The organism is Photobacterium sp. 2_MG-2023 (assembly GCF_030547675.1).
GTDB classification, from domain to species: Bacteria; Pseudomonadota; Gammaproteobacteria; order Enterobacterales; family Vibrionaceae; genus Photobacterium; species Photobacterium arenosum.
Genome location: NZ_JAUOQQ010000004.1, coordinates 104,721 through 126,365 on the forward strand (window position 1 = coordinate 104,721; position 21,645 = coordinate 126,365).

At 52.0% G+C, this 21,645-nt stretch carries 22 protein-coding genes; 7 read left to right on the forward strand and 15 right to left on the reverse strand.

From position 1 onward, the window contains the following. Nucleotides 1-2 precede the first annotated feature (2 nt). From coaD to Q4491_RS05130, 4 genes are all read right to left on the reverse strand, one after another. The gene (coaD, locus tag Q4491_RS05115) at nucleotides 3-485 is read right to left on the reverse strand and encodes a pantetheine-phosphate adenylyltransferase (protein ID WP_192015994.1); all 483 of its coding nucleotides are present in this window, start codon (nucleotides 483-485) and stop codon (nucleotides 3-5) included. Next, nucleotides 482-1,276, reverse strand: a complete 795-nt coding sequence (locus tag Q4491_RS05120) for a glycosyltransferase family 2 protein (protein ID WP_303455387.1) — start codon at nucleotides 1,274-1,276, stop codon at nucleotides 482-484. The genes coaD and Q4491_RS05120 overlap by 4 nt, the downstream gene beginning before the upstream one ends. Next, nucleotides 1,273-2,058, reverse strand: coding sequence for a glycosyltransferase family 2 protein (locus Q4491_RS05125; protein ID WP_303455390.1), 786 nt, complete (start codon nucleotides 2,056-2,058; stop codon nucleotides 1,273-1,275). The genes Q4491_RS05120 and Q4491_RS05125 overlap by 4 nt, the downstream gene beginning before the upstream one ends. A 146-nt stretch (nucleotides 2,059-2,204) precedes the next feature. Next, nucleotides 2,205-3,248 (reverse strand): glycosyltransferase family 9 protein, encoded by a 1,044-nt coding sequence (locus tag Q4491_RS05130; protein ID WP_303455393.1) that lies wholly within the window; start codon nucleotides 3,246-3,248, stop codon nucleotides 2,205-2,207. Nucleotides 3,249-3,420: 172 nt separating this feature from the next. Here Q4491_RS05130 and Q4491_RS05135 point away from each other — a divergent pair, with 172 nt between their 5' ends. Next, the gene (locus tag Q4491_RS05135) at nucleotides 3,421-4,137 is read left to right on the forward strand and encodes a 3-deoxy-D-manno-octulosonic acid kinase (RefSeq protein WP_303455396.1); all 717 of its coding nucleotides are present in this window, start codon (nucleotides 3,421-3,423) and stop codon (nucleotides 4,135-4,137) included. Here the strand turns inward: Q4491_RS05135 and waaA are convergent. From waaA to rfaD, 8 genes are all read right to left on the reverse strand, one after another. Beyond that, nucleotides 4,134-5,405: a lipid IV(A) 3-deoxy-D-manno-octulosonic acid transferase gene (gene waaA, locus Q4491_RS05140; RefSeq protein WP_303455399.1), complete on the reverse strand. Its 1,272-nt coding sequence runs from the start codon at nucleotides 5,403-5,405 to the stop codon at nucleotides 4,134-4,136. The genes Q4491_RS05135 and waaA overlap by 4 nt on opposite strands. Then, the gene (locus Q4491_RS05145; RefSeq protein WP_225445188.1) at nucleotides 5,402-6,373 is read right to left on the reverse strand and encodes a glycosyltransferase family 90 protein; all 972 of its coding nucleotides are present in this window, start codon (nucleotides 6,371-6,373) and stop codon (nucleotides 5,402-5,404) included. Before Q4491_RS05145 ends, waaA begins: the two co-directional genes overlap by 4 nt. Further along, a complete protein-coding gene (waaF, locus tag Q4491_RS05150) occupies nucleotides 6,373-7,413 on the reverse strand; it encodes a lipopolysaccharide heptosyltransferase II (RefSeq protein WP_303455404.1) in 1,041 nt (346 codons plus the stop codon). The genes Q4491_RS05145 and waaF overlap by 1 nt, the downstream gene beginning before the upstream one ends. A 19-nt stretch (nucleotides 7,414-7,432) precedes the next feature. Further along, entirely contained in the window at nucleotides 7,433-8,398 is a 966-nt protein-coding gene (lpxM, locus tag Q4491_RS05155) for a lauroyl-Kdo(2)-lipid IV(A) myristoyltransferase (RefSeq protein ID WP_237794917.1), read from the reverse strand. Nucleotides 8,399-8,459: 61 nt separating this feature from the next. Further along, the gene (locus Q4491_RS05160) at nucleotides 8,460-9,140 is read right to left on the reverse strand and encodes a glycosyltransferase family 32 protein (RefSeq protein WP_237794916.1); all 681 of its coding nucleotides are present in this window, start codon (nucleotides 9,138-9,140) and stop codon (nucleotides 8,460-8,462) included. Beyond that, nucleotides 9,137-10,468 carry an O-antigen ligase gene (locus tag Q4491_RS05165; protein WP_303455614.1) on the reverse strand — a complete coding sequence of 444 codons (1,332 nt, stop codon included), beginning with the start codon at nucleotides 10,466-10,468 and terminating at the stop codon, nucleotides 9,137-9,139. The genes Q4491_RS05160 and Q4491_RS05165 overlap by 4 nt, the downstream gene beginning before the upstream one ends. 49 nt (nucleotides 10,469-10,517) lie before the next feature. Next, complete coding sequence (locus Q4491_RS05170) at nucleotides 10,518-11,246, reverse strand: glycosyltransferase family 25 protein (protein WP_225445186.1); 729 nt, start codon at nucleotides 11,244-11,246, stop codon at nucleotides 10,518-10,520. Nucleotides 11,247-11,317: 71 nt separating this feature from the next. Next, nucleotides 11,318-12,262 (reverse strand): ADP-glyceromanno-heptose 6-epimerase, encoded by a 945-nt coding sequence (gene rfaD / locus Q4491_RS05175; protein ID WP_192015985.1) that lies wholly within the window; start codon nucleotides 12,260-12,262, stop codon nucleotides 11,318-11,320. A 184-nt stretch (nucleotides 12,263-12,446) separates the two neighbouring features. Between rfaD and Q4491_RS05180 the strand changes: the two genes are divergently transcribed. From Q4491_RS05180 to tdh, 3 genes are all read left to right on the forward strand, one after another. Then, a complete protein-coding gene (locus tag Q4491_RS05180; protein ID WP_192015984.1) occupies nucleotides 12,447-13,094 on the forward strand; it encodes a TetR/AcrR family transcriptional regulator in 648 nt (215 codons plus the stop codon). A 130-nt stretch (nucleotides 13,095-13,224) separates the two neighbouring features. Next, a complete protein-coding gene (locus tag Q4491_RS05185) occupies nucleotides 13,225-14,418 on the forward strand; it encodes a glycine C-acetyltransferase (RefSeq protein WP_218384465.1) in 1,194 nt (397 codons plus the stop codon). A gap of 63 nt (nucleotides 14,419-14,481) precedes the next feature. Continuing rightward, complete coding sequence (tdh, locus tag Q4491_RS05190) at nucleotides 14,482-15,513, forward strand: L-threonine 3-dehydrogenase (RefSeq protein WP_237794913.1); 1,032 nt, start codon at nucleotides 14,482-14,484, stop codon at nucleotides 15,511-15,513. A gap of 55 nt (nucleotides 15,514-15,568) precedes the next feature. Here tdh and Q4491_RS05195 read toward each other — a convergent pair whose 3' ends face one another. The 3 genes from Q4491_RS05195 to gpmM are packed head-to-tail and all read right to left on the reverse strand — an operon-like array spanning nucleotide 15,569 to nucleotide 19,051. Beyond that, nucleotides 15,569-16,288 carry a divergent polysaccharide deacetylase family protein gene (locus Q4491_RS05195; RefSeq protein ID WP_192015982.1) on the reverse strand — a complete coding sequence of 240 codons (720 nt, stop codon included), beginning with the start codon at nucleotides 16,286-16,288 and terminating at the stop codon, nucleotides 15,569-15,571. Nucleotides 16,289-16,337: 49 nt separating this feature from the next. Then, on the reverse strand, nucleotides 16,338-17,504 hold the full coding sequence (locus Q4491_RS05200) for a peptidoglycan DD-metalloendopeptidase family protein (RefSeq protein ID WP_303455465.1): 1,167 nt from the start codon (nucleotides 17,502-17,504) through the stop codon (nucleotides 16,338-16,340). Between the two features lie 8 nt (nucleotides 17,505-17,512). After that, the gene (gene gpmM / locus Q4491_RS05205; protein WP_303455468.1) at nucleotides 17,513-19,051 is read right to left on the reverse strand and encodes a 2,3-bisphosphoglycerate-independent phosphoglycerate mutase; all 1,539 of its coding nucleotides are present in this window, start codon (nucleotides 19,049-19,051) and stop codon (nucleotides 17,513-17,515) included. 425 nt (nucleotides 19,052-19,476) lie between these two features. On the opposite strand from gpmM, the gene Q4491_RS05210 reads away from it, so the two are divergent. The 3 genes from Q4491_RS05210 to gpsA all read left to right on the forward strand — a co-directional run bounded on the left by Q4491_RS05210 (nucleotide 19,477) and on the right by gpsA (nucleotide 21,523). Then, complete coding sequence (locus Q4491_RS05210) at nucleotides 19,477-19,911, forward strand: rhodanese-like domain-containing protein (RefSeq protein WP_192015979.1); 435 nt, start codon at nucleotides 19,477-19,479, stop codon at nucleotides 19,909-19,911. Nucleotides 19,912-20,022: 111 nt separating this feature from the next. Beyond that, nucleotides 20,023-20,493 carry a protein-export chaperone SecB gene (gene secB / locus Q4491_RS05215; protein ID WP_027250588.1) on the forward strand — a complete coding sequence of 157 codons (471 nt, stop codon included), beginning with the start codon at nucleotides 20,023-20,025 and terminating at the stop codon, nucleotides 20,491-20,493. Between the two features lie 13 nt (nucleotides 20,494-20,506). Continuing rightward, nucleotides 20,507-21,523 (forward strand): NAD(P)H-dependent glycerol-3-phosphate dehydrogenase, encoded by a 1,017-nt coding sequence (gene gpsA, locus Q4491_RS05220; RefSeq protein WP_311567646.1) that lies wholly within the window; start codon nucleotides 20,507-20,509, stop codon nucleotides 21,521-21,523. Nucleotides 21,524-21,645: the final 122 nt, after the last annotated feature.

Consider the following 21,645-nt stretch of genomic DNA (forward strand, 5'->3'; position numbering starts at 1 on the left):
TGTTATTTAGCCAGTTTGGCTTTCAGTGCCTGTGCCACAGTCGGGTGAACGAACTGATCCACCTGTCCTTTGTGCAGTGCCACTTCTTTGACTATGGTGGACGAGATAAAAGAATTCTCCTCGGCCGGTGTCAGGAAAACCGTTTCCAGTTCCGGCATCAGGCGGCGGTTCATATTCGCCAGCTGGAACTCATATTCAAAGTCTGACACCGCACGCAGGCCACGAACCAGAATCGTTGCTTGCTGCTCACGGGCAAAATCGACCAACAGACCAGAAAACCCCACCACTTCAACATTAGTGAGATGGCTGGTGATGGCTTGGGCGAGATTCACTCGCTCCTGCAGGTCGAATAACGGCTTTTTGCTCGGGCTGAAAGCGATACCGACGACCACCTGATCGAACATGGCGGCAGCGCGCTCAATCAGATCCTGATGGCCGTTAGTGATAGGGTCAAAAGTGCCGGGGTAAATGACTCGGGTTGTCATGATTTTTCATCCAGAAATTTATCAATACCATTTTCGCAACGTGTCAGTTTCTGACGGACGGTATTTTCCAGTATCTCATCGTTCTTGGCTAACGATGCTCTTGAACTCTCATCATGGTAGAGGTGGTAGCCTACGCCGGCAAATTTGAGATACAGCCTTTTTTTACTGCTATTTAGCATGCGGTGAACAAATTCACTGTCTTCACGGCCCCAGCCGACAAAGTCTTCATTAAAGCCGTTGACCTCGATCAGATCGGCTCGCCAGAATGCCATGTTACAGCCACGCGTTGAGGCATCATTATTGCGCTCATACGAGCATAATTTGCTGAGCCAGGCACTGCTGATGCAGTTGTGGCGGTTTTTAATGCCGGGAGAGAACAGATTGGGTACTACCTGCTGATGCATGATCTGCTGGCTGATATCATTGTTAGCCAGCACGCGCCCACCCTGAACGAAATAACCGAGCTTTGCCGCCTGCTTATGAGAACGAATAAAATCCGGAGACATAACAATGTCGCCATCAATCATAATGATATAGTCCGCCTGCGATTTAGCCATGGCACGGTTACGGCTCATGGCGAGCTGGAAGCCGTCATCGGGTTGCCAGGAATGTATCAGGGGGCAGGGGAACTGCGCTTGGTAGGACTGAATCAGTTCAGCGGTATCTGCTCGGGAGCCATCATCGGCGATGATCACTTCATCAGGTAACTCAGATTGGCGCTTCACGCTGTCCAATACGGCCTGTAAGGCTTCTTTCCAGTTGTAAGTCGTAATAATGAGAGCGACTTTCATTGATTTCTCTCTTTTTGATAATTCCGTAGCCAGAGATCAATATATTTTACGAAGGTCGAGTGCATGCTGAGCCACGCCAGAATAAAACCATGGCGACCATCCAGAAAACCGAGCTTAAGAATGTACATTTTCAGAAAACTGGCAAGGGCATGCAGCAAAGCGGTACCCAGTCCGGCTTTTTTCCGGCCTTCGCGTTCATCCGTCCAGGCTTTGAGGTATTGAGTGGTCTTGCCTATGTAATGGTGCAGATTGTCATAGGTAAAATGCAGTAACCGGCCTTCTAGCGGGCGGACAGTCAGGCCATCCGTCAGCACTTTTTCATGCACCAGGGCATCGTTGTAGCGGGTTTCGTCGCGGCGGTACAGGCGGATCACCCAATCCGGCGACCAGCCCGAATGGTGGATGGTTTTGCCAAAGGCGTCGCTCAGGCGGTTTATCTTAAAGGCAACACCGGTCGGGTTGCTGCTGACCGCAGACTGTATTGCCGCTTTCAGCTCAGGGGTGACCCTCTCATCGGCATCCAGCACCAGTACCCAATCTGTGGTTGCATGCTGCTGGGCGCGCTGGCGCTGCGGGCCAAAGCCGGGCCAGTCGTCATAGCGGAAGAATTTATCTGTGTAACGACGGGCAATGTTTTCCGAATCATCCGTACTGCCGGAGTCAATAATTACAATTTCGTCGACCCAGTCTTTCACCGTATCCAGGCAGGCAGCCAGATGCTTGGCTTCGTTCTTGATGATCATCAGCACACCCAAAGTGGTGTTGGAGGTGTTAGGCGCCATTAGGTGTCCAGTTTTCAGGTAGATGAGTAGTGACTGTCAAAGCAGTGATATGCGAACGATTATGCCGACCGGGGTGGGGAATGTAAAACCCCGGCCCTGATTCAGGGATCAATCTATCGCTTTCATTTCGTCTGAAATGCATACGATCACAGTTCAGAGGTAATTTTGTCGAACATAGCGATGACGCGCTCTGCCGTGATACGTTTCATCGCTGCGTCATCTTTGACCCGGCTGCGCCAGGGCAGCAACTCAGGGGCTTTACCTGTTTCGGCCGCAATGCATTCATCGTATACACTCACTACATACTGCCGTGACAGGTAAGGGCCGGTACGTTTGGGGTTATGGTGGGCATACAATCCCAGCACCGGGGTACCGACAGCCACCGCCATGTGGGCCGGGCCGGTATCCGGCGCGCACACCAGTGCTGCTTTCTGTAGCAGGGCCAGCAGTTGTTTCAGGCTGCTCTGGCCAATCAGGTTGGTGATCGGAAAATTCAGATTTTCTTCAATGGCATTGCCCAGATCAATCTCAATCTTTGCCGGGCTGCCGGCCAGAATGATCTCATAGCCCTGCTGGCGGGCATGGCGGGCTAATTCGGCATACCCTTCCGGCGTCCAGTTTTTATAGCCTTTACTGGCTGCGGGTGTGATGACCAATGTTGCGTCCTGATGGATTTGCTGATCGGCCCAACGGTGGTCATCTTCAGATAAAGGGATATCCCACTTAGGTGTCAGATCGGTAACGCCCAGAGTGGCGGCAAACTGCATGAAGCCATCCAGCACATGGGGGGAATCCGGTGACGGGACTTTCACATTGGTGAACAGCTGCTGAAGATCGCTGCTGCGGGCGGCATCAAATCCCAGCTTGTATCTGGCTTTGATACCGAGACTGACGATACTGGCACGAATGGCGGTTTGCATATGCAAAAGCGCATCAAAACGTTCGCCTTTGAGTGCCTGCCAGACAGCTTTGTAACCCTGCCAGCCCTGCTTTTTATCGAAGATGATCACCCGGATGCCCGGTAAATCTTTCAGCAGCCGTGCCTCTGCTTTACCGCAGATCCAGGTCAGGCGCGTTTGAGGCCATTGCCGCTGGATAGCCTGTGCCATGGCAATACTGTTGCAGACATCACCAATCGCCGACAGGCGCAGGATGCACAAAGACTGGGGAGCGGAGTGGAATAATGTCATGACACCTGCTTTCAACGGAATAGATGTGATTGTGTGTTGGGAATTATATACATATAGCATGCCGGAATCAGCGTGATTGCGCGAACACTGTGCAAAGATTCTGTCTATCCCATGACGGGCACGGACAAACCTGTATAAAATAGATCTTTTCAGTAGTTTGGGATACCGCGCAATGGAAATACGGGAGCAAGATAACTGCCAGGTCATGTTTGACCCTGCTTTGCTGGCAGAAGATCCCTGGCAGTGCTTTGAGCCGGATTTCTGGCAGCGTCAGCAGGCTGTGCTGGGCAGTGCCAAAGGGCGGGGAACCACCTGGTTTGTGCGCGGCGAACAGATCGATATGGCATTGCGGCATTACTTCCGTGGCGGGCTGTTCGGTAAGCTGGTGAAAGATCAGTATTGGTTTAACACCTGGTCAACTTGCCGCAGCATGGCTGAATTTACCCTGTTGCAGCATCTGGTGGAGCAGGGCGTCAGAGTGCCGAGACCTGTCGCGGCAAGGGTGTGTAAATCCGGGCCTTACTATCGGGCTGATCTGCTGACAGAAAAAGTACCGCAGGCGACTGACCTGGTGGCTCGTTTGCAGCAGGGCGCCTTGTCAGCCGGGCAATGGCAGGCGGTGGGCGACATGGTTCGCCGTATGCACGATTGCTGGGTTAATCACACTGACCTGAATGCGCACAATATTTTGCTGGATAATCAAGAGCAGATCTGGCTGATCGATTTTGATAAATGCAGTATTCATCGTGACGATGATGGCTGGCAGGAGGACAACTTGTCCCGGCTGCGCCGCTCTTTTGTCAAAGAAGTCGATAAAGCCGGTATTCACTGGCAGGAAAGCGACTGGCAGCAACTGTTGTCAGGTTACCGCCGATCGCCTGCCGATTAATTGAAGCTGGCAGAGAGTGCATGCAAGGTGCGCGCTATGGCGCCTTGATTGGTTTTTACCACGTCAAGGGCGGCCTGGCCTGTCTTGGCTTGTTCTGCTTTATCCGCCATCAGGCGTGACACGGCGCGCGCTAATTCCTCGCTGTTGCCGACGATTTCTGCGCCACCCGCGTTTAACAGCTGAGTGGTAATGTCGGTAAAGTTGTAATAGCTCGGGCCACTCAGAACAGGTTTTGCCAGTGCGGCAGGCTCAAGCAAGTTGTGACCGCCGACTTTGTTGCCCAGCAGGCTGCCGCCGACAAACGCGAGATCGCAGGCGCCGAGCAGCAGCATCATTTCGCCCATAGTGTCGGCCAGATAGACTTGTTTACCGGCCAGCGGCTCATTGCTCTGAGTGCGGCGGGCGGCGGTAAAACCCTGTTGATCAATCAGCGCGTAGACAGGGTCGAATCGCTCGGGGTGCCTTGGCACCAGAATCAGCAGCGCGTCAGGATGGCGGCGTAAAATCTGTCTGTGCGCCTCAAGTACCTGCTCATCTTCGCCCTGGTGGGTGCTGGCGGCAATCCACACCGGACGCTGGCTGCCCAGCTCATCTCTCAGTATTTCGCTGGCCTGTTCCAGCCCTTCAGGTAAAGCAAGGTCAAACTTGATAGAGCCGGTAATCTGTACCGCTTCCGGCGAAACGCCTAAGCGGATGAAGCGCTCGGCATCATCCTGATGCTGGCATAATACCTGATCCAGGTTACAGGCAAGCAGGTTAAACAGAGGTTGTACTCTGGCATAGCGCTGGCAGGAGCGCTCAGATAAGCGGGCGTTGAACACAGTGACGGGCAGGCCGGCATGCTTTGTTTCCGCCAGCGTGTTGGGCCAGAGCTCAGTTTCCATGATGCACAGTGCCCGCGGTTGCTGTATTCGGATGAAGCGGCGCAGTGCCCAGGGAAAATCGAGCGGCATATAGCGGTGCTCAACCAGTGATCCGAGGCGTGCGGCCTGTTCTGCTCCCGTGGCTGTTGTGGTCGTCAGCAGTATCGGTAAATCGGGATATTGGGCTTTCAGGGCTTTGATCAGCGGCGTGACAGCCAGGGTTTCCCCGACGGACACTGCATGTATCCAAAGTGGACGCTGGCCCTGCACCTGAGGACTGACCCCGAAATGCTCTTTCCAGCGCTGACCAATAGGCGGGACACCCGGCCGCTTTTTATAGAGTGACACCAGCAGTATCGGAGCCGCTACAGCGAGCAGGCAGGTGTAGAGAAAGCGTAGCATCACTTATTCGCTTCCCGTTGCCATTGGCCGGACAGTTCGAAATATTTCTTCAGTACCAGCAGACCTATCAGTTTCTCCTGCCGCGGATGACAGAACTGGTGGACGTGCTCATGAGCATTGGCAATGATAGCCTCGGCCGCTTCAGGGTGCTGATTGTAGTAGTGAATCTTTTCTTCTAAATCAGAAAAGTCATCCTTCAGCTCGACATAATGGACCCCAGCCTTGAGTGTTCCTTCCATAAACCATGTCTCGTATTTAGGTTTGGGCATCATACACAGAGAGTTCGATGACATGGCCCACTTCAGGTTAGTGGCGACATCGTTGCCTTCGATACAGAGAATAAATTTATAACCGAGCTGCTCAGCAATCGACATGAAGCCTTTATCCCACGGCTGCGGTGTGTCGCCTGGGTTGGTCTGGCCGATATCACAAAGGGGATGATTGTAGTATTGCCTGACGAAGCTGGCACGATGGGGCTGGTAGGCGGCACCGCGCCAGACGGCCTTGTCAGTTTTTTCACGAAAACTCAGCGAATCTTCAATGAAATTAAAGTGGCGGACTTTATTGAGCTTAAATAAAACGGCGTTGGCATTGTCACCGGCAATAGGTCTGGCTTTGACCAGGAACGGGTAAGGTTCCAGGTGGGTGTCATCGCCAAAGCGGTAGGTCACTTTGAAGTGCCGATCAAAGTAATGCAGGTATTCTTTCAGATCGTAATAATAGGCACTCTGACCTTTTTTGCGATAGCGCTTGATGGATACGGCTTTATCGTCGGGCAATGAGAATGCGTCATTGTGCTTGAGGTAGTAATTGACCCTGGAGACAATGTACTGCCTGTCGTAGCTGTCCAGCGTATTCAGCAGGTACTGTAACCTGCGATGGTAGATTAGCTTGGGCGTCAGAGAGCGCAGTATGTTACGACTGTAAAAAGCGACTTTGTTATTTTTATGTCGTTGTATCAAGGTCATCATTAATCTGTTTTGGGAGTCGTTAGGTCGTCAATGGCTTGAATGACACGATCTGCCGGTAAGTCTTTCAGGCACTTAAGGTGCCCGTAGGGACATTCACGTTTAAAGCACGGACGGCACTCAATATCTGTATATACGATGGCGACCTGTTCTGCCAGTGGCGGGGTATAGTCTGGTGAGGTCGAGCCGTAAATAGCGACTACTCTACAGCCAACCGCCGCGGAGACATGCATCAGCCCCGAATCGTTACTGACAACCGTATGGCAGGCAGCGAGCAGATCAACCGCTTCAATCAGGCTGGTTTGTCCGGCTAAATCGTGGCAGAAAGCTTGTAATTCAGCAGGAAGGGCTTGCTTGATGGCGGCGGTGACAGGCTGATCTTTTGCCGAGCCGAACAGCCAGACCTGTTTACCCTGCTCAATCATTCTCTGCGCGACCTGAGCAAAATAGGCGTCAGGCCAGCGTTTGGCCGGACCAAATTCCGCCCCCGGGCAAAGGCCAATCACAGGGCGATCGCTATTGAGCGCCAGGCGCTTCATTGCGCTGGCCTGATTGTGACTGTCAACCGTCAGTGCCGGCTTGGGAAGTAGTGGCAGCGCCGCACTGCCTGTCATGTCCGCTTTGGGATAAGCCAGTGCGCAGTAGCGCTCGATCATCAGGCCGAAATCACGCTTGTTGCCACGCAGATCAGTGAGCAGACCGTAGCGGCTTTCTCCTTTCCAGCCGGTACGGACCGGAATGCGGGCAAAAAACGGGATCAGCGCAGATTTCGCCGAATTAGGCAGGATATACGCCTGATCATAGCCATGCTCACGCAAAGAGCGTCCAATCCGGTAGCGACCTTTGAGGTTAAATTCACCGTGGCCGATTGGCATCTCAAGCGCGCGGTGTACCTCGGGCATGCGCTCCAGGATAGGCCGGCACCAGGCCGGTGCCAGCACATCAATCTCAGCCTGCGGATACCGCTGTTTCAGACTGGTATACAGACATTGCGACATCACCATGTCGCCAACCCAGGATGGACCGATAATAAGAATTTTCATATGACGCTGCTCATTAACTTCAGTAGGGTTTGCTGCCATCAGGGCGTGTTTTCAGCAATTGCAGATTCCACATGTACTGCTCAGGGTAGGGGGCGACCATTTTTTCCAGTGCGTTTGCCAGTAAATTGGCATCATGCTGCGCATCAGGCCCCGGAAGTGGTTTCAGTGCCGGGGAGATATGAATCTCAAATTTACCGTTTGTCGTGTTGTATACAGGGATCATAGGTACTACGGAGGCGCCTGTCAGTTTGGCAATCTTACCCAGACCAGAAAATGTCGCCTTTTGAGTCGCAAAGAAATCAGTAAACTGGCTCTGCTCTGGCCCGAAGTCCTCATCAGGTAGGTAATAGCCGAGAAAACCTGACTTGATTGCACGAAAATAAGGCTTTAATCCGCCTTCTCGTGCATAACAAATTCCCCCATACTGCAGACGCTGACAACTGATTAACCAGTCGAAAACGGGTTGGCGATGTTGAGGCTGCATCAAAGCAGCGACAGGCAGACCCAGTGATGCCCAGTAGATAGCCGGAAAGTCAATGGCCCAACAGTGAGGGACTAAAATAATGACAGGATTGCCTGCTTCAACTTCTTTATCAATATTTTTCTGACCGAAAACTTCAGTGCGCTGCTGGAGATGGCGGCGACTTCTGAACAACAATTCGCCCATGGCCAAAACCACTTTGGCGGCGACTGTGAACATGGCGTCGATTTTCTCTTCCCGTTCTTGATCGGTCAGTTCCGGAAAGCACAGTGTCAGGTTAACTCTGGCACGGTGCCGTGCTTTTTTGACTTTCCGACCTATGTGCAAACCCAGAAAGCCCGCGATTGGATCGCGGATTCTCCAGGGCAACAGTGCCAGCAGGCTTAACAGCAGAATACTGATCCAAGTTCCCCAATGACGGGGGTGCAAAAAAGACCACTGGAAAGACGGACGATAGCCTGGTGCCAGTTCATCCTGTGATACGCGGGTTCGGACTGTAGTCAAAAGATGCTCTCTCTTTTAGCTGTAAACTCTAATCAACCGGTTGGAAACAGGAGCGGCATGATTATGTACGGAAAAAATACTTCTGCCAGACGTAGAATTTCCCCAGTAGTCCCATGTGCTTGGATTTCAGAAACACCAGTCCTTTCGACTTTTTCCAGCTGTGCTGAAACCAGTGTGTCAGATAAGCATTGGCGGGTTTTTCAAAATGCATGGGTTCACCCTGATAGTTATAAAAATAGGCTACCGGGTAAAGCTGGCTGCTTTCAGTGTTGCTGAGGGCTTTCTCGATCAGGAAGTGAGTCATGATGTCAGGGCCCATATACAGCGGGGACTGATAAATGTCATTCTCATAGAATTGAATGAGTTGATTCAGAATCGTCGAATGCGGCTCTGCATAGATAGCTGCGGTGCCCAGCAGTGCCTCCGTCTCATAACCTACTGAAAACAGGCAATTGTCAAATAACGGGAAAGGATCCTGCTGGATGGTGACATCCACATCCAGATACAGTCCGCCCTCATGCTGGAGAATTTTCAATCGCAGATAATCAGTGACAAAGGCCAGCAGGCCCTTATCGTAACACTCTTTTGCAAACCGGCATTCGCTGATCCATTGCTGAAGCAGCGGATTGTTTTCCGTCCACAGGGTGTAGTCAAAACCTTGTTTTTTCCAGTCATCAATACAGACGAAGGCTAATGGTGGCATTTTATTGCCAAGCCAGATGGCGTGGATTCTTTTAATCATGAGCTCGCTTGTTCTGAAGGCGGTAAACGGTTCAGTTTATACGTGAGGTAGAAGGTATAACAACTGCCTAACATCACGTTATGGATCCACTGACCATTATTGGAAAAGAAGAATGACTCGAACAGGTTTACTGTCAGCCAGTAAACAGTAAACAGTACAGAAATCAGCAGAACCTCGTTGATACCGCGTTTCTCTGGGGCAACTTGAGTACTTCGAATGACCCATCCGAAGACAAAATACATTAACGCCAGGCCCACGATACCGTAGGAGACCAGCAGTTCGATGTGCGAACTGTGCAGGTGCGTGAAATACTTATGGATATTGGGTGGAAAATGCGTTGCCTGTTTAATGACCGTCTCACGGGTGTTGTAGCCGCTGCCCAGCAGTGGTCTTTCTTTGATCCATTTGATGGATTCGTACCATAAATGCAGGCGCGTACCCGCACTGTTGAACGGTATTTTAGACATGTCACCATTAGTGACTATGCTGGTGGCGGTGCCCATCTCTCTTTGCACTCTGTCATGGACTAAAGGCATGCTGGCATAGGAGTAGAAGGCAAATCCCAACAGAGACAATGAACCTACCAGAATGATCTTATTCAGCTTTTCTTTATGTAATATGGCATAAAGAACCGTGCCTATAACATAGGCTGCCAGCAAACCGACCCAAACCTGACGGGACTGGGTAGTAATCACTACGAAAACAAAGGCAATAAACAGCAGCAGCGCAGAGAAGAAAAGAGCAATATATTGAGCCTTTCTGGTCCGGACACTGAGGCACAGGTACTTCACCAGAAAGAAGGAGGAGAGCAGAAAGCCAACTCCGCTGTACATGGCCGGATACTGGGCATTGATGATATTGAAATCGATGCGAACACCCTGGAGCCCCAATTGCACCTGCTGAACAATGTCGGAATGGCTGTAAAACGCCAGCAAAATACCCAGGCACATAGCCCACCAGATCAGGTAAACATTGTTGAGTGATCCTTTCAGCCAATAGGCAACAAAAATAAAGACAAACAGGTCAGCTAACACACCAATATGCGGGCTGGAATAGGCGAGTTCAGGTATGTCTATCAGCGAATTGGCCCAGCTGAGTATCTGAATAGCGATAGCAAAGAATAGTGCCCACAACATTTTATCTTTGGCGAACTGTTTTCTGTCGACAAATAAGGCTGCCACGGACGCCAGCAAAAAGACTGACTGAAAGATATCGCCTATTTCGCGGTAAGAGCGCTTGAACAGCACATAGCCCACAATGCAGCACAGCATCGCCAGACAAAAGCCCCGAGAGTTAATGAGTCGTTTTATTTGCGCGTTAAATTGCATCACTGATTGCTCTGAAATAGTGGGTCATATTGATAAGGCTGATTATTTTTTATTTTATGCTTTTCAGTTTTCTCATAATAGTTTCATATGTTCTGAAACCTTCGATGTACAGTTTGTGGGAGAATCCCACAGATTGTTTCTGTTTGCGGGTGGAGCCAATTGTAGTCGCAGTTTGCGAGCGTTCAAACACTGACGGATAGACATGGTAGGCATGAATACCGTGTCGCCAGGGCTTCTCCATATAGTCGTCGACCGGCTCGATAAACAGCTGGGCATTGTCCAGGAAACTTTTTGCGGCAACCGGTGTAATGATGTAAGCGCTGGTACCGCAGGTGCCTTTTCGGTAAACACCGATTGAGTGGGTATCTGAGACAGCAAACAGGGCTTTAAATGTATTTGGCTGATGCGCTGACAGTTTAATGTAATGGTATTGTTCAATGTATGGCTGAATGTCAGCCAGCACGGAGTGAACGTCGTCAGCCAGCACGTTGACATTGTCTTCGAGGATCAATATTGGCGTATCCAGTTCAAGGCACTTTTCCCACAGGGCATAGTGACTGGCAAAACAGGCAACTTCAGCCGTGACCAATTGATAGCCTTTTCGTTTGAAGGTTAGCGCTGGTGTAGCCTTTTCACTGTGCAGGAAATGTTCAGAGTCAATGCCATCAACGGCATCAAAAAACTGGAAAGGAACCTCAGCCTGAGCCATTAACGTTTGCATGTGCTCACGGCGATGAGAAGACCGCGCTAAGCTGACAACGAAAGTTGGTATAGTCATCAAATCAATCTTTTTATACAAGTCAGCGACACCCAGAGCGAATCAGGGTGTCGCTGAAAGGTTTGTTAGTATTAGTTGTTCAGAATCGCCATATACTCAGCGACGCCTTCGGCAACGGTTTTAAACGCTTCGTTATAACCCGCGGCACGGACTTTGGTCAGATCTGCCTGAGTATAGGCCTGATAGCGGCCTTTCAGGTGCTCAGGAAACGGAACAGATTCTACCTGACCTTTACCGTGATGCTTGATGACTGCATCTGCTACGGCCTGAAAACTTTCTGCCCGGCCAGTGCCGCAGTTGAAAATGCCAGAGACGCCATTTTGCCAGAACCACAAATTCACTTTGCAAACATCGCCAACATAAATGAAGTCGCGTTTAAAGGTGTCTGACCCTTCGAATAACTTCGGCATTTCGCCTTTTGCAATTTGTTCATTCAGGTGGAAAGCCACTGATGCCATGCTGCCTTTGTGTTGCTCACGCGGGCCGTAGACGTTGAAGTAACGGAAACCGGTGATTTGTGACAGCGTTTCACCGTGCGCTTCGGCGTCTTGCCACAGGCGGCGGACATAGTTGTCAAACAGCTGCTTGGAGTAACCGTAAACGTTCAGCGCACCTTCGTAGGCTTTTTCTTCAATGAAATCACGGTCACGGCCGCCGTAGGTCGCGGCGGAAGAGGCATACAGGAACGGGATCTCGCGCTCCAGGCAGAAGTGCAGCAGCTCTTTGGAATACTCGTAATTATTGAGCATCATGTATTTGCCGTCCCACTCTGTGGTAGCAGAGCAGGCGCCTTCGTGGAAGACGGCTTCAATCGGGCCAAAGTCATCACCCGCCATGATTTGGGTGATGAAATCTTCTTTGTCCATATAATCGGCGATATCCAAATCGACCAGATTAGCGAACTTGGTACCGTCTTTGAGGTTGTCGACGACCAGAATGTCGCTATACCCTTGTTCATTGAGCGCTTTTACAATGTTGCTGCCGATCATGCCGGCGCCACCAGTCACTATAATCATGGCACTTCCAGTTTTGTCAGATGGACCCGGTAGTAAGAGGCCAGAAGCGTAGCAGAAGAACTGCACCACCGCGTCAAAATTTAGTCAGTAGTTATGATAACATCATCAGGGTTTGTTGATCTTGATTTTGACCCACATAAGATAACAAACCGAGACTGCCCAGGGCGACGCAAGTGAGAGGCTTATGAAAACCCGCGATAAAATCATTCATGCTGCATTGGAGTTGTTTAATGACGGAGGGGAACCCAACGTCACCACCAACCATATTGCGGCATATATGGGCATCAGCCCAGGCAACCTGTATTACCATTTTCGTAATAAAGAAGAGATTATACACAGTATTTTTGATGAATACGCTCAGGATTTGCGGGTTCGCTTCCAGCCGCGGGAAGAGGCGGTGTTGTCTGCTGACAGCCTGCTGCAATACCTCGATGCGGTATTTATGCTGATGTGGCGTTACCGTTTCTTCTACGCCAATCTGCCCGACATTCTCAGCCGGGATCCTGTGCTACAGCATAAGTATCTGGAAGCGCAGGAAAACCTCCATCAGGATATCATGGTGGTGATGCGCCATTTTCGTTCCTTAGGGTTGGTCACCCTGAACGATGATGATTTGCTTAGCCTGGCAACCACGCTCAAGCTGGTGGCAACCAGCTGGATCAGTTACCAGACCGCGCAGGCACCTGAGGCTAAAATTACCAAAGCTGTCATCTATCAGGGGGTGCTGCAGATGCTTTCAGTAATAAGACCTCTGACCAGTATGGAGGGGCGGGATGTCGTTCTTCAACTTGAATCACATTATTGTGATCAAGTGGAGCGGGATGTTTCATAGTTGTCGACTGAGTAGAGTTTAGCTCTTAGAATCCGGCAAACTTTGTAACATTGTGGCGAATGATTGCTAATTTAATAGTAGGTTGTTCGCTAAAAGTGGCAAATACGCCTTTACATGTTTGGAGAGCAAGATGTCAGCTGCCTTTTATCAACAGATCGCCGATCAGATTCAGGAAGTGAAAGCAGAAGGATTATACAAAAGTGAGCGTGTAATCACTTCTGCTCAGGAAGCCAATATTGCGATTGCCAGCGGTGATCAGGTGTTGAATTTCTGTGCCAACAACTACCTGGGTCTGGCTAACCACCCGGCGTTGATTGAGGCTGCCAAACAAGGCATGGATGAGCACGGTTTTGGTATGGCTTCAGTGCGTTTTATCTGCGGTACGCAGGACGCACATAAAGAGCTGGAGAGTAAGCTGTCGGCCTTCTTAGGCATGGAAGACACTATCCTTTACTCTTCGTGTTTTGATGCAAATGCAGGTCTGTTCGAGACCATTCTCGGCCCTGAAGATGCCATTATTTCTGATGCGCTGAACCACGCTTCTATCATCGACGGTGTACGTCTGTGTAAAGCAAAACGCTTCCGCTACGCCAACAATGACATGGCCGAGCTGGAGCAACAGCTGATCGCTGCCAATGAAGCCGGTGTGCGCCACAAGCTGATTGTAACCGACGGTGTCTTCTCTATGGATGGCGTGGTAGCAAACCTGCCGGCTATCTGTGATCTGGCGGACAAGTATGATGCGCTGGTAATGGTCGATGATTCCCACGCCGTAGGCTTTATGGGTGACAATGGCCGTGGTACTCATGAATATCATGATGTGATTGATCGTATCGATATCATCACAGGTACGCTGGGTAAAGCCCTGGGCGGAGCGTCAGGCGGTTATACCGCAGGTAAGAAAGAAGTGATCGACTGGCTGCGCCAGCGTTCTCGTCCGTACCTGTTTTCTAACTCGCTGGCCCCGGCGATTGTGTCAGCCTCTATCCGCGTGCTGGATCTGCTGGCAGAAAGCAGCGATCTGCGTGCAACGCTGTGGAAAAATGCTGAGCAGTTCCGCACCCGTATGTCTGATGCCGGCTTCACGCTGGCAGGTGCCGATCATGCCATTATCCCAATCATGCTGGGTGATGCTAAAGTAGCCGCCGAGTTTGCTGAGCGTGCACTGAAAGAAGGCATTTACGTGGTGGGCTTTTCTTACCCTGTGGTGCCGAAAGGCCAGGCGCGTATCCGTACTCAGATGTCTGCCGCGCACAGCGCAGAGCAGCTGAACAATACTATCGATGCGTTTATTCGCATTGGTAAAGAGATGGGCATCATCTGATAATCACTGAATTTGCTGCAGGAGCGGTGTGATACCGCTTCTGGGCTACTTGTGGAAAGCATCATGAAAATTAAAGCATTAGCAAAACTGAAGCCAGAAGAAGGCATCTGGATGACAGAGGTCGACAAGCCTGAACTGGGCCATAACGATCTGCTGATCAAGATTAAGAAAACCGCTATCTGTGGCACTGACGTCCATATCTATAACTGGGACGAGTGGTCACAAAATACGATTCCAGTGCCTATGGTGGTGGGTCACGAATACGTGGGTGAAGTGGTCGCGATTGGCCAGGAAGTCCGTGGTTTTGACATCGGTGACCGTGTTTCCGGCGAAGGCCATATCACTTGCGGCCACTGCCGTAACTGCCGTGGCGGCCGCACCCATCTGTGCCGTAACACTATCGGCGTGGGTGTCAACCGTGAAGGGGCCTTTGCTGAGTATCTGGTGATTCCGGCGTTCAACGCATTCAAGATCCCGGACAACATTTCTGACGATCTGGCGTCGATTTTTGACCCGTTCGGCAATGCTGTGCACACTGCGCTGTCTTTCGACCTGGTAGGCGAAGATGTGCTGATCACAGGTGCCGGCCCTATTGGTATCATGGCGGCGGCGGTTGCCAAGCACGTAGGTGCCCGTCATGTCGTGATTACTGATGTGAACGAATACCGGCTGGATCTGGCCCGCAAGATGGGTGTGACCCGTGCGGTCAACGTGGCAGAGCAAAAGCTGGAAGGCGTGATGGCAGAGCTGGGCATGACAGAGGGCTTCGATGTCGGTCTGGAAATGTCGGGTGTGCCTGCTGCGTTTAACAGCATGCTGTCGAGCATGAACCACGGCGGTAAGGTGGCTATGCTGGGCATTCCGCCATCGAGCATGGGTATCGACTGGACTCAGGTGATTTTCAAAGGTCTGGTGATCAAAGGTATCTATGGCCGTGAAATGTTCGAAACCTGGTACAAGATGGCGAGCCTGATTCAGTCTGGCCTGGATCTGAGCCCAATCATTACCCACCACTATAATGTGGATGACTTCCAGCAGGGCTTTGATGTCATGCGCTCCGGCCAGTCCGGTAAAGTCATTCTGAGCTGGGACTGATTTCCCCTCAGATGCAAACAAACGGAACGGTGTGCCTCGGCACACCGTTTTTTTGTCAGCTGCCGGCGGGAAACAGCTCAGACAAGCGAACCAGGGTGACCTGTTGCTGAATTTCGGGCAGCATGGCAGTGAGTGTCGATAGTGTGATTGGGTGCGGGTGGCCTATCGCGATCACAGTGCCTTGTTTTTTCGCCTGTAAGACGGCCTGTTTCAGCTGGCGGCGGATGAAGGTTTCGGTCGGGACATGATCCAGGAAAACATGGCGGCGCAGGGCGGGAATGTGAGCCGCCTGAGCTTGCGATTGCGCGACGGATCTGGCCGTGGTGCGGCTGTCGAGAAAGGCCAGATGCTCTTGTTTCAGCACTTCCATCACCCAGCCCATCGCGGTCGGATTCTGGGTCAGGGCACTGCCCATATGATTATTGACCGCAACCGCACCCGGCACGCGTGTCAGCGCATAGCGGAGCTTACTCTGAAGTTCTTCCTTGCTCATGGCCTCGGTCAGGGTCGTCATTTCAAGTGGCGCCGTCCTGCTTGGCTGCATCGGCATGTGGAGCAGCACGTCTCTGAATTCCCGCCGGGCCTGGTGGGCGGTCAGCTGGTCATAAGGTGTCTCCGGCAAGATGGAGACACTGATTTGTGGCGGGAGTGCTGATAACGGGGAAGGCATATGCTGATAACCCAGATCATCAATCACAATCGCCAGTCTGGCCGCTTGTGCCGGCGATGCCCAGAGCCACAGCCAGACCAGCCCTACACTGAATAACCCCTTCATTCGAACCATCCTTGTTCTGCTACTGGGTGCTGCGTGTCATAAAATGCGGTTAACGGGTCAGCCAGGGCTGCGGATTGGTTGGCGTGCCTTTACGGCGGATTTCAAAATACAGTCCCGGTGATTCCTGCCCGCCGCTGTCGCCAACCAAGGCAATGGCTTCGTTACGCTGCACGGTATCGCCCACTTTTTTCAGCACGGTCTGGTTATAACCGTAGAAGGTCATATCGCCTTGGCCGTGATCCACGGCAACCATCAGGCCGTAGCCGCGCAACCAGTCGGCAAAGACGACTTTCCCGCCATGTACGGCTTTTACTTCGCTGCCCACAGCTTGACCGATCACCATGCCTTTCCAGCGCAGCTCACCCTGAAGCGGGCTACCGTATGCGTGGCGAATTCTGCCCGAAACCGGCCAGGGCAATTTACCTTTGTATTTGCCCAGTCCATCCATACTGACTCTGGCCTGACGCGCCGCGTCCTCGGCCGCTTTGCGGGCTTTGGCAATTTCGGTGATCAGGCGTGATTCATTGCTTTTCAGTTCAGTTAAGTAGCGTTTATCTGCGTTCAACTGGCCCTGCAATTCCCTGACCGTGCTTTTACGCGCCTGCTGGCTGCCCAGCAGTGTCGCCCTGTCTTTTTTCAGCTGGCTAAGCAGGGTTTGCTGCTCATTACGCTGTTCGCTTAACTGATGTTTTTTGAGCTGCAGTTCGGTATCCGTGGCGGCCAGTTCATCCAGCGCATGGCTGCGAGCCTGGCTGAGGTGCGAGGCGTAGATGGCCATTCGGTCTAACCGGGCAGGGTCGCTTTCGCCCAGCAAGTTGGCGAGCGGCGAGGATTTGCCCATTTTGTACTGGCTGGTGAGCAGTTCTTTCAGCAGCTCACGCTGGCCAATCTGGCGTTGTAGCAGCGCCTGCTGTTCTTTTTCCAGTTGGCTGATAGAAAGTGTCAGGCCGTCGACCTTTTGCTCGGCGGCGTGAATATTGCCGGCCGCTCTGGCGATGGCCAGCTCCTGTTGTTTCAGGGTTTTCTGGACATCGTTGAGCTGCTGTTTTTTATCGCTCAGCTGTTTTTGCTGCCGTGCGATTTCCTGCTTCATGCCATCAAGCTGATTCTGACCGTCAGCAGACACGGATGCACTGAACGCCAGGCATAACAAAGCGCCAGTGCCTAAGGCACTGGCGCGGAGTGTACCGATGACACAATAAAATAATTCCCGCATGGCAGGGATTATTTCAGATCGTACAGCACCTGACCAGTCATCTCTGACGGGATTTGGAGCCCGGTCAATGACAGCATGGTTGGCGCCAGATCAGACAGCTTACCGCCGTCTTTCAGGCTGATCTGCTTGTCGCCGACATAAATCAGCGGCACAGGCAGGTTAGTGTGGGCGGTATGAATGCCCCCGGTTTCCGGGTTCACCATCATTTCAGCGTTACCGTGGTCAGCGGTGATCAGCAGCTGTCCGCCCGCTTCTTTAATGGCTTCAACCACGCGGCCGATACTTTCATCAATCGCTTCACAGGCTTTCACCGCCGCATCGTACACACCTGTGTGGCCGACCATGTCGCCGTTCGGGTAGTTACAGATGATCATATCGAATTCGCCGCCTTTGATGGCCGCGACCAGCTTGTCGGTCAGCTCAGGGGCGCTCATTTCAGGCTGCAGATCATAAGTGGCGACCTTAGGAGATGCCACCAGAGCGCGGGACTCGCCGTCAAACTCGGTTTCGACACCGCCGTTGAAGAAGAAGGTCACGTGGGCATATTTCTCGGTTTCAGAAATGCGCAGCTGGGTTTTGCCTTGTTTCGACAGCCATTCGCCCAAGGTGTTGGTCAGGCTTTCCGGCGGGAACGCGGATGGCAAATCGATATCGGCGGCATATTGGGTCAGGGTCACGAAGTGCAATGCCGGGAACTGTTTGCGTTCAAAGCTGCTGAAAGCAGGCAGGAAGGCGCGGGAAATCTGACGGGCCCGGTCGGCACGGAAGTTCATGAAGACAACTGCATCACCGTCCTGCATGGCAGCATCAGGCTGGCCGTCGGCACGCAGCACAGTGGCTTTGACGAATTCGTCGTTTTCTTCGCGGGCATACGCAGCCTGCAGGCCTTCGACGGCAGAGGCGGCGGTGAAATCCCCTTTGGCTGCGGTCAGCAGATCATAGGCAGACTCGACACGCTCCCAGTTGTTATCCCTGTCCATGGCGTAGTAACGGCCAATCAGAGAGGCGGTGCGGCCTTTGCCCAGCTGGGCAAACAGCGCGTCGAAACGTTCCAGAGAGGCTTGTGCGCTGCGCGGTGGCGTGTCACGGCCGTCCAGGAAACAGTGCAGGTAAATATGCTCGGCACCGCGTTCTGCCGCCATTTTCACGGCCGCTTCAATGTGATCTTCGTGGCTGTGAACACCGCCCGGTGACATCAGGCCCATGATGTGAACGGCTTTCCCCGCTGAGATAGCGCTGTCCATGGCTTTCACCAGTGTAGGATTATGCTGGAATTCACCGTCGGAGATGGATTTGGCAATGCGGGTCAGATCCTGATACACCACGCGGCCGGCACCGATATTGGTATGGCCCACTTCTGAGTTACCCATCTGGCCATCAGGCAGACCCACGTCCAGCCCGGAGGCCTGGATCAGGGTGTTGGCTTCATGCGCCATCAGGTTATCCAGTACCGGGGTGTTGGCGTTGGCAATCGCGTTATTTGCGGTATCTTCGCGGTATCCCCAACCGTCCAGAATCACCAGAGCCAGTGGTTTCTTAGCAGACATAAGCTGTCCTCTCCATAAATGTGAACAATCTGAAAATGTAGACCAATTACCTCAACATCCGGCTGTAATGTCGTATCAAGGCGCTCAGGTAAGTAGTCAGGTCGGTAATTTTACTACAAAATCACCGCTACTTTGTAGTTCAGATCAAACATTGCTGTAAATGGTTTGTTATCTTTACTACCTAGAATATATTCATTTCTACTGTGTAACGTAAGATCTGAGAATGCGTTTTTTTCTATTGTAGTTATAGGCGGCGCCTTGCGATGTGTGGTTATTGCGCAGAAAGCAGTGAGCCGTGACGCGTAAATGTGGCGGGTGGCTGTACATCATTCCGGCCACAGGTATACTCAGTTTCCTTAATTTTGGTTGAATCTTGCCACTGTGCGGGAATCCGGCAGGCAGTAAAGGTTAATAGAGCGAAAATCATGCAGCAATTCATAGAGTTTGTTACGAGTAATCCCATTTTGTCACTGGTCTGGGTTGGCCTGGTTCTGGCCCTGATATCTTCCATGGTGAAGCAAAAAACCGCGGGTTATGCCGTTGTCACCCCTAATCAGGCGACAGTGCTGGTCAACCGTGAAGACGGCGTGTTTGTCGATATTCGCAGCAAAGATGATTTCCAGCGTGGCCACATTGCAGGCGCACTTCACATTTTACCAAGCGAAATTAAAGCCGAGAACTTTGGACTGCTTGAAAAGTATAAGTCAGCCCCCATCATTGTGGTATGCAAAACAGGTCAGACGGCGCAGGAAAGTGCCAGCCTGCTGCACAAAGCGGGTTACGCTAAAGTTAGCCTGCTGAAGGACGGATTGATTTCCTGGAATGAGGCCAATTTGCCTCTGGTGCAGGGAAAGAAATAAGTTCTTGAACTCTCAGGTGGCTGACGGTGTCAGCTGCCCTTTATTTCAGGCCGGAAGATTCCGGTAAAAATGACAGATTTCTTAACGAAATCATCAAAAAAGGACAATAACATGGCTGAAGCAGCGACCAACGAAGCGCAACAGAACTTCCAAATCCAACGCATTTTCCTGAAAGATGTGTCTTTCGAGGCGCCAAGCTCGCCGGAAATGTTCCAGAAAGAATGGAACCCTGAAGTGAAATTGGATCTGGATACGCAGAGTCGTGAGCTGGCGGAAGGTGTGTACGAAGTCGTACTGCGTCTGACAGTCACAGTGAACAATGCGTCAGAAGCGGCGTTCCTGTGTGAAGTTCAGCAGGGCGGTATTTTCTCTGTAGCCGGTATGGAAGCGCCACAACTGGCCCATTGCCTGGGTGCATTCTGCCCGAACATCTTGTTCCCGTACGCACGTGAAACTATCTCCAGCCTGGTTGTCAAAGGCACTTTCCCGCAACTGAACCTGGCACCGGTTAACTTTGATGCCCTGTTCATGAACTACCTGCAAAGTCAGGCGGAAGGTAACCAGGAAAGCACTCAAGCCTGATTGGCGACACAGCATGACCTCAATCACTGATAACGCAATAACGATGACAGTGCTGGGTGCCGGTTCTTACGGCACCTCGCTGGCCATCTCGCTGGCCCGTAATGGCGCTAATGTCATTTTATGGGGCCATAACGCTGCGCATATGGCGCAGCTGGAAACAGATCGGGCCAACGAGGCATTTCTGCCTGGCGTGGCCTTTCCGGACTCGCTGATCCTAAGTGTGGATCTGGAAGCCGCCGTTAAAGCCAGCCGGGATTTACTGCTGGTGGTGCCCAGCCATGCTTTTGCCGATGTGCTGAAACAGATGAAGCCTTTCCTGCGTGATGATTCGCGGATCTGCTGGGCCACCAAAGGGCTGGAGCCGGAAACCGGACGTCTGTTGCAGGATGTCGCCCATGAGATCCTGGGCGAGGGGGTGCCTCTGGCTGTCCTCTCCGGGCCAACGTTCGCGAAAGAGCTGGCCGCCGGTTTGCCCACCGCGATAGCGGTGTCGTCACCGGATGCCGGGTTTGTTAAAGATCTGCAGGATAAAATTCACTGCGATAAAAGCTTCCGGGTCTACAGCAATAACGATTTTATCGGTATGCAGCTGGGTGGCGCGGTGAAGAATGTGATTGCTATCGGTGCCGGAATGTCAGACGGGATTGGTTATGGTGCCAATGCCCGCACCGCTCTGATCACCCGCGGACTGGCCGAGATGTGCCGTCTGGGTGCGGCGCTGGGTGCTCAGCCGGAAACCTTTATGGGTATGGCCGGGCTGGGCGATCTGGTGCTGACCTGTACCGATAACCAGTCGCGCAACCGCCGTTTTGGCTTGGCACTGGGGCAGGGAAAACAGGTTGATGAAGCGCAGCACAGTATCGGCCAGGTGGTTGAGGGGTATCGTAATACCAAAGAAGTCTGGGTTCTTGCCCAGCGTTTTGGTGTGGATATGCCGATCACCGAGCAGATTTATCAGGTGCTTTATCAGGGTAAAGATGCGCGCGAGGCCGCCAGAGATCTGCTGGCACGGGCCAAGAAAGACGAGTGAGCGGCTGGAAAAGTTGCCTTACCGGAACAACACAGCGCGGGCAAAAAAGCCCGCGTTGTTTTTTTTTCTGAGAAGTTTAAAGTTATAACCATTATCAGCAGTCGATACTCATCAGGTGAGTA

Excerpts from the sequence above, each read along its gene's own strand:
- Q4491_RS05160 (WP_237794916.1), bottom strand. The coding sequence starts at position 9,140 with ATGATTAAAAGAATCCACGCCATCTGGCTTGGCAATAAAATGCCACCA.
- Q4491_RS05120 (WP_303455387.1), bottom strand. The coding sequence starts at position 1,276 with ATGAAAGTCGCTCTCATTATTACGACTTACAACTGGAAAGAAGCCTTA.
- Q4491_RS05125 (WP_303455390.1), bottom strand. The coding sequence starts at position 2,058 with ATGGCGCCTAACACCTCCAACACCACTTTGGGTGTGCTGATGATCATC.
- secB (WP_027250588.1), top strand. The coding sequence starts at position 20,023 with ATGGCTGAAGCAGCGACCAACGAAGCGCAACAGAACTTCCAAATCCAA.
- Q4491_RS05145 (WP_225445188.1), bottom strand. The coding sequence starts at position 6,373 with ATGATGACCTTGATACAACGACATAAAAATAACAAAGTCGCTTTTTAC.
- Q4491_RS05135 (WP_303455396.1), top strand. The coding sequence starts at position 3,421 with ATGGAAATACGGGAGCAAGATAACTGCCAGGTCATGTTTGACCCTGCT.
- Q4491_RS05210 (WP_192015979.1), top strand. The coding sequence starts at position 19,477 with ATGCAGCAATTCATAGAGTTTGTTACGAGTAATCCCATTTTGTCACTG.
- Q4491_RS05130 (WP_303455393.1), bottom strand. The coding sequence starts at position 3,248 with ATGACATTATTCCACTCCGCTCCCCAGTCTTTGTGCATCCTGCGCCTG.
- gpmM (WP_303455468.1), bottom strand. The coding sequence starts at position 19,051 with ATGTCTGCTAAGAAACCACTGGCTCTGGTGATTCTGGACGGTTGGGGA.
- coaD (WP_192015994.1), bottom strand. The coding sequence starts at position 485 with ATGACAACCCGAGTCATTTACCCCGGCACTTTTGACCCTATCACTAAC.
- Q4491_RS05165 (WP_303455614.1), bottom strand. The coding sequence starts at position 10,468 with ATGCAATTTAACGCGCAAATAAAACGACTCATTAACTCTCGGGGCTTT.
- rfaD (WP_192015985.1), bottom strand. The coding sequence starts at position 12,262 with ATGATTATAGTGACTGGTGGCGCCGGCATGATCGGCAGCAACATTGTA.
- Q4491_RS05185 (WP_218384465.1), top strand. The coding sequence starts at position 13,225 with ATGTCAGCTGCCTTTTATCAACAGATCGCCGATCAGATTCAGGAAGTG.
- Q4491_RS05200 (WP_303455465.1), bottom strand. The coding sequence starts at position 17,504 with ATGCGGGAATTATTTTATTGTGTCATCGGTACACTCCGCGCCAGTGCC.
- Q4491_RS05180 (WP_192015984.1), top strand. The coding sequence starts at position 12,447 with ATGAAAACCCGCGATAAAATCATTCATGCTGCATTGGAGTTGTTTAAT.
- waaF (WP_303455404.1), bottom strand. The coding sequence starts at position 7,413 with ATGAAAATTCTTATTATCGGTCCATCCTGGGTTGGCGACATGGTGATG.
- Q4491_RS05170 (WP_225445186.1), bottom strand. The coding sequence starts at position 11,246 with ATGACTATACCAACTTTCGTTGTCAGCTTAGCGCGGTCTTCTCATCGC.
- gpsA (WP_311567646.1), top strand. The coding sequence starts at position 20,507 with ATGACCTCAATCACTGATAACGCAATAACGATGACAGTGCTGGGTGCC.
- tdh (WP_237794913.1), top strand. The coding sequence starts at position 14,482 with ATGAAAATTAAAGCATTAGCAAAACTGAAGCCAGAAGAAGGCATCTGG.
- Q4491_RS05195 (WP_192015982.1), bottom strand. The coding sequence starts at position 16,288 with ATGAAGGGGTTATTCAGTGTAGGGCTGGTCTGGCTGTGGCTCTGGGCA.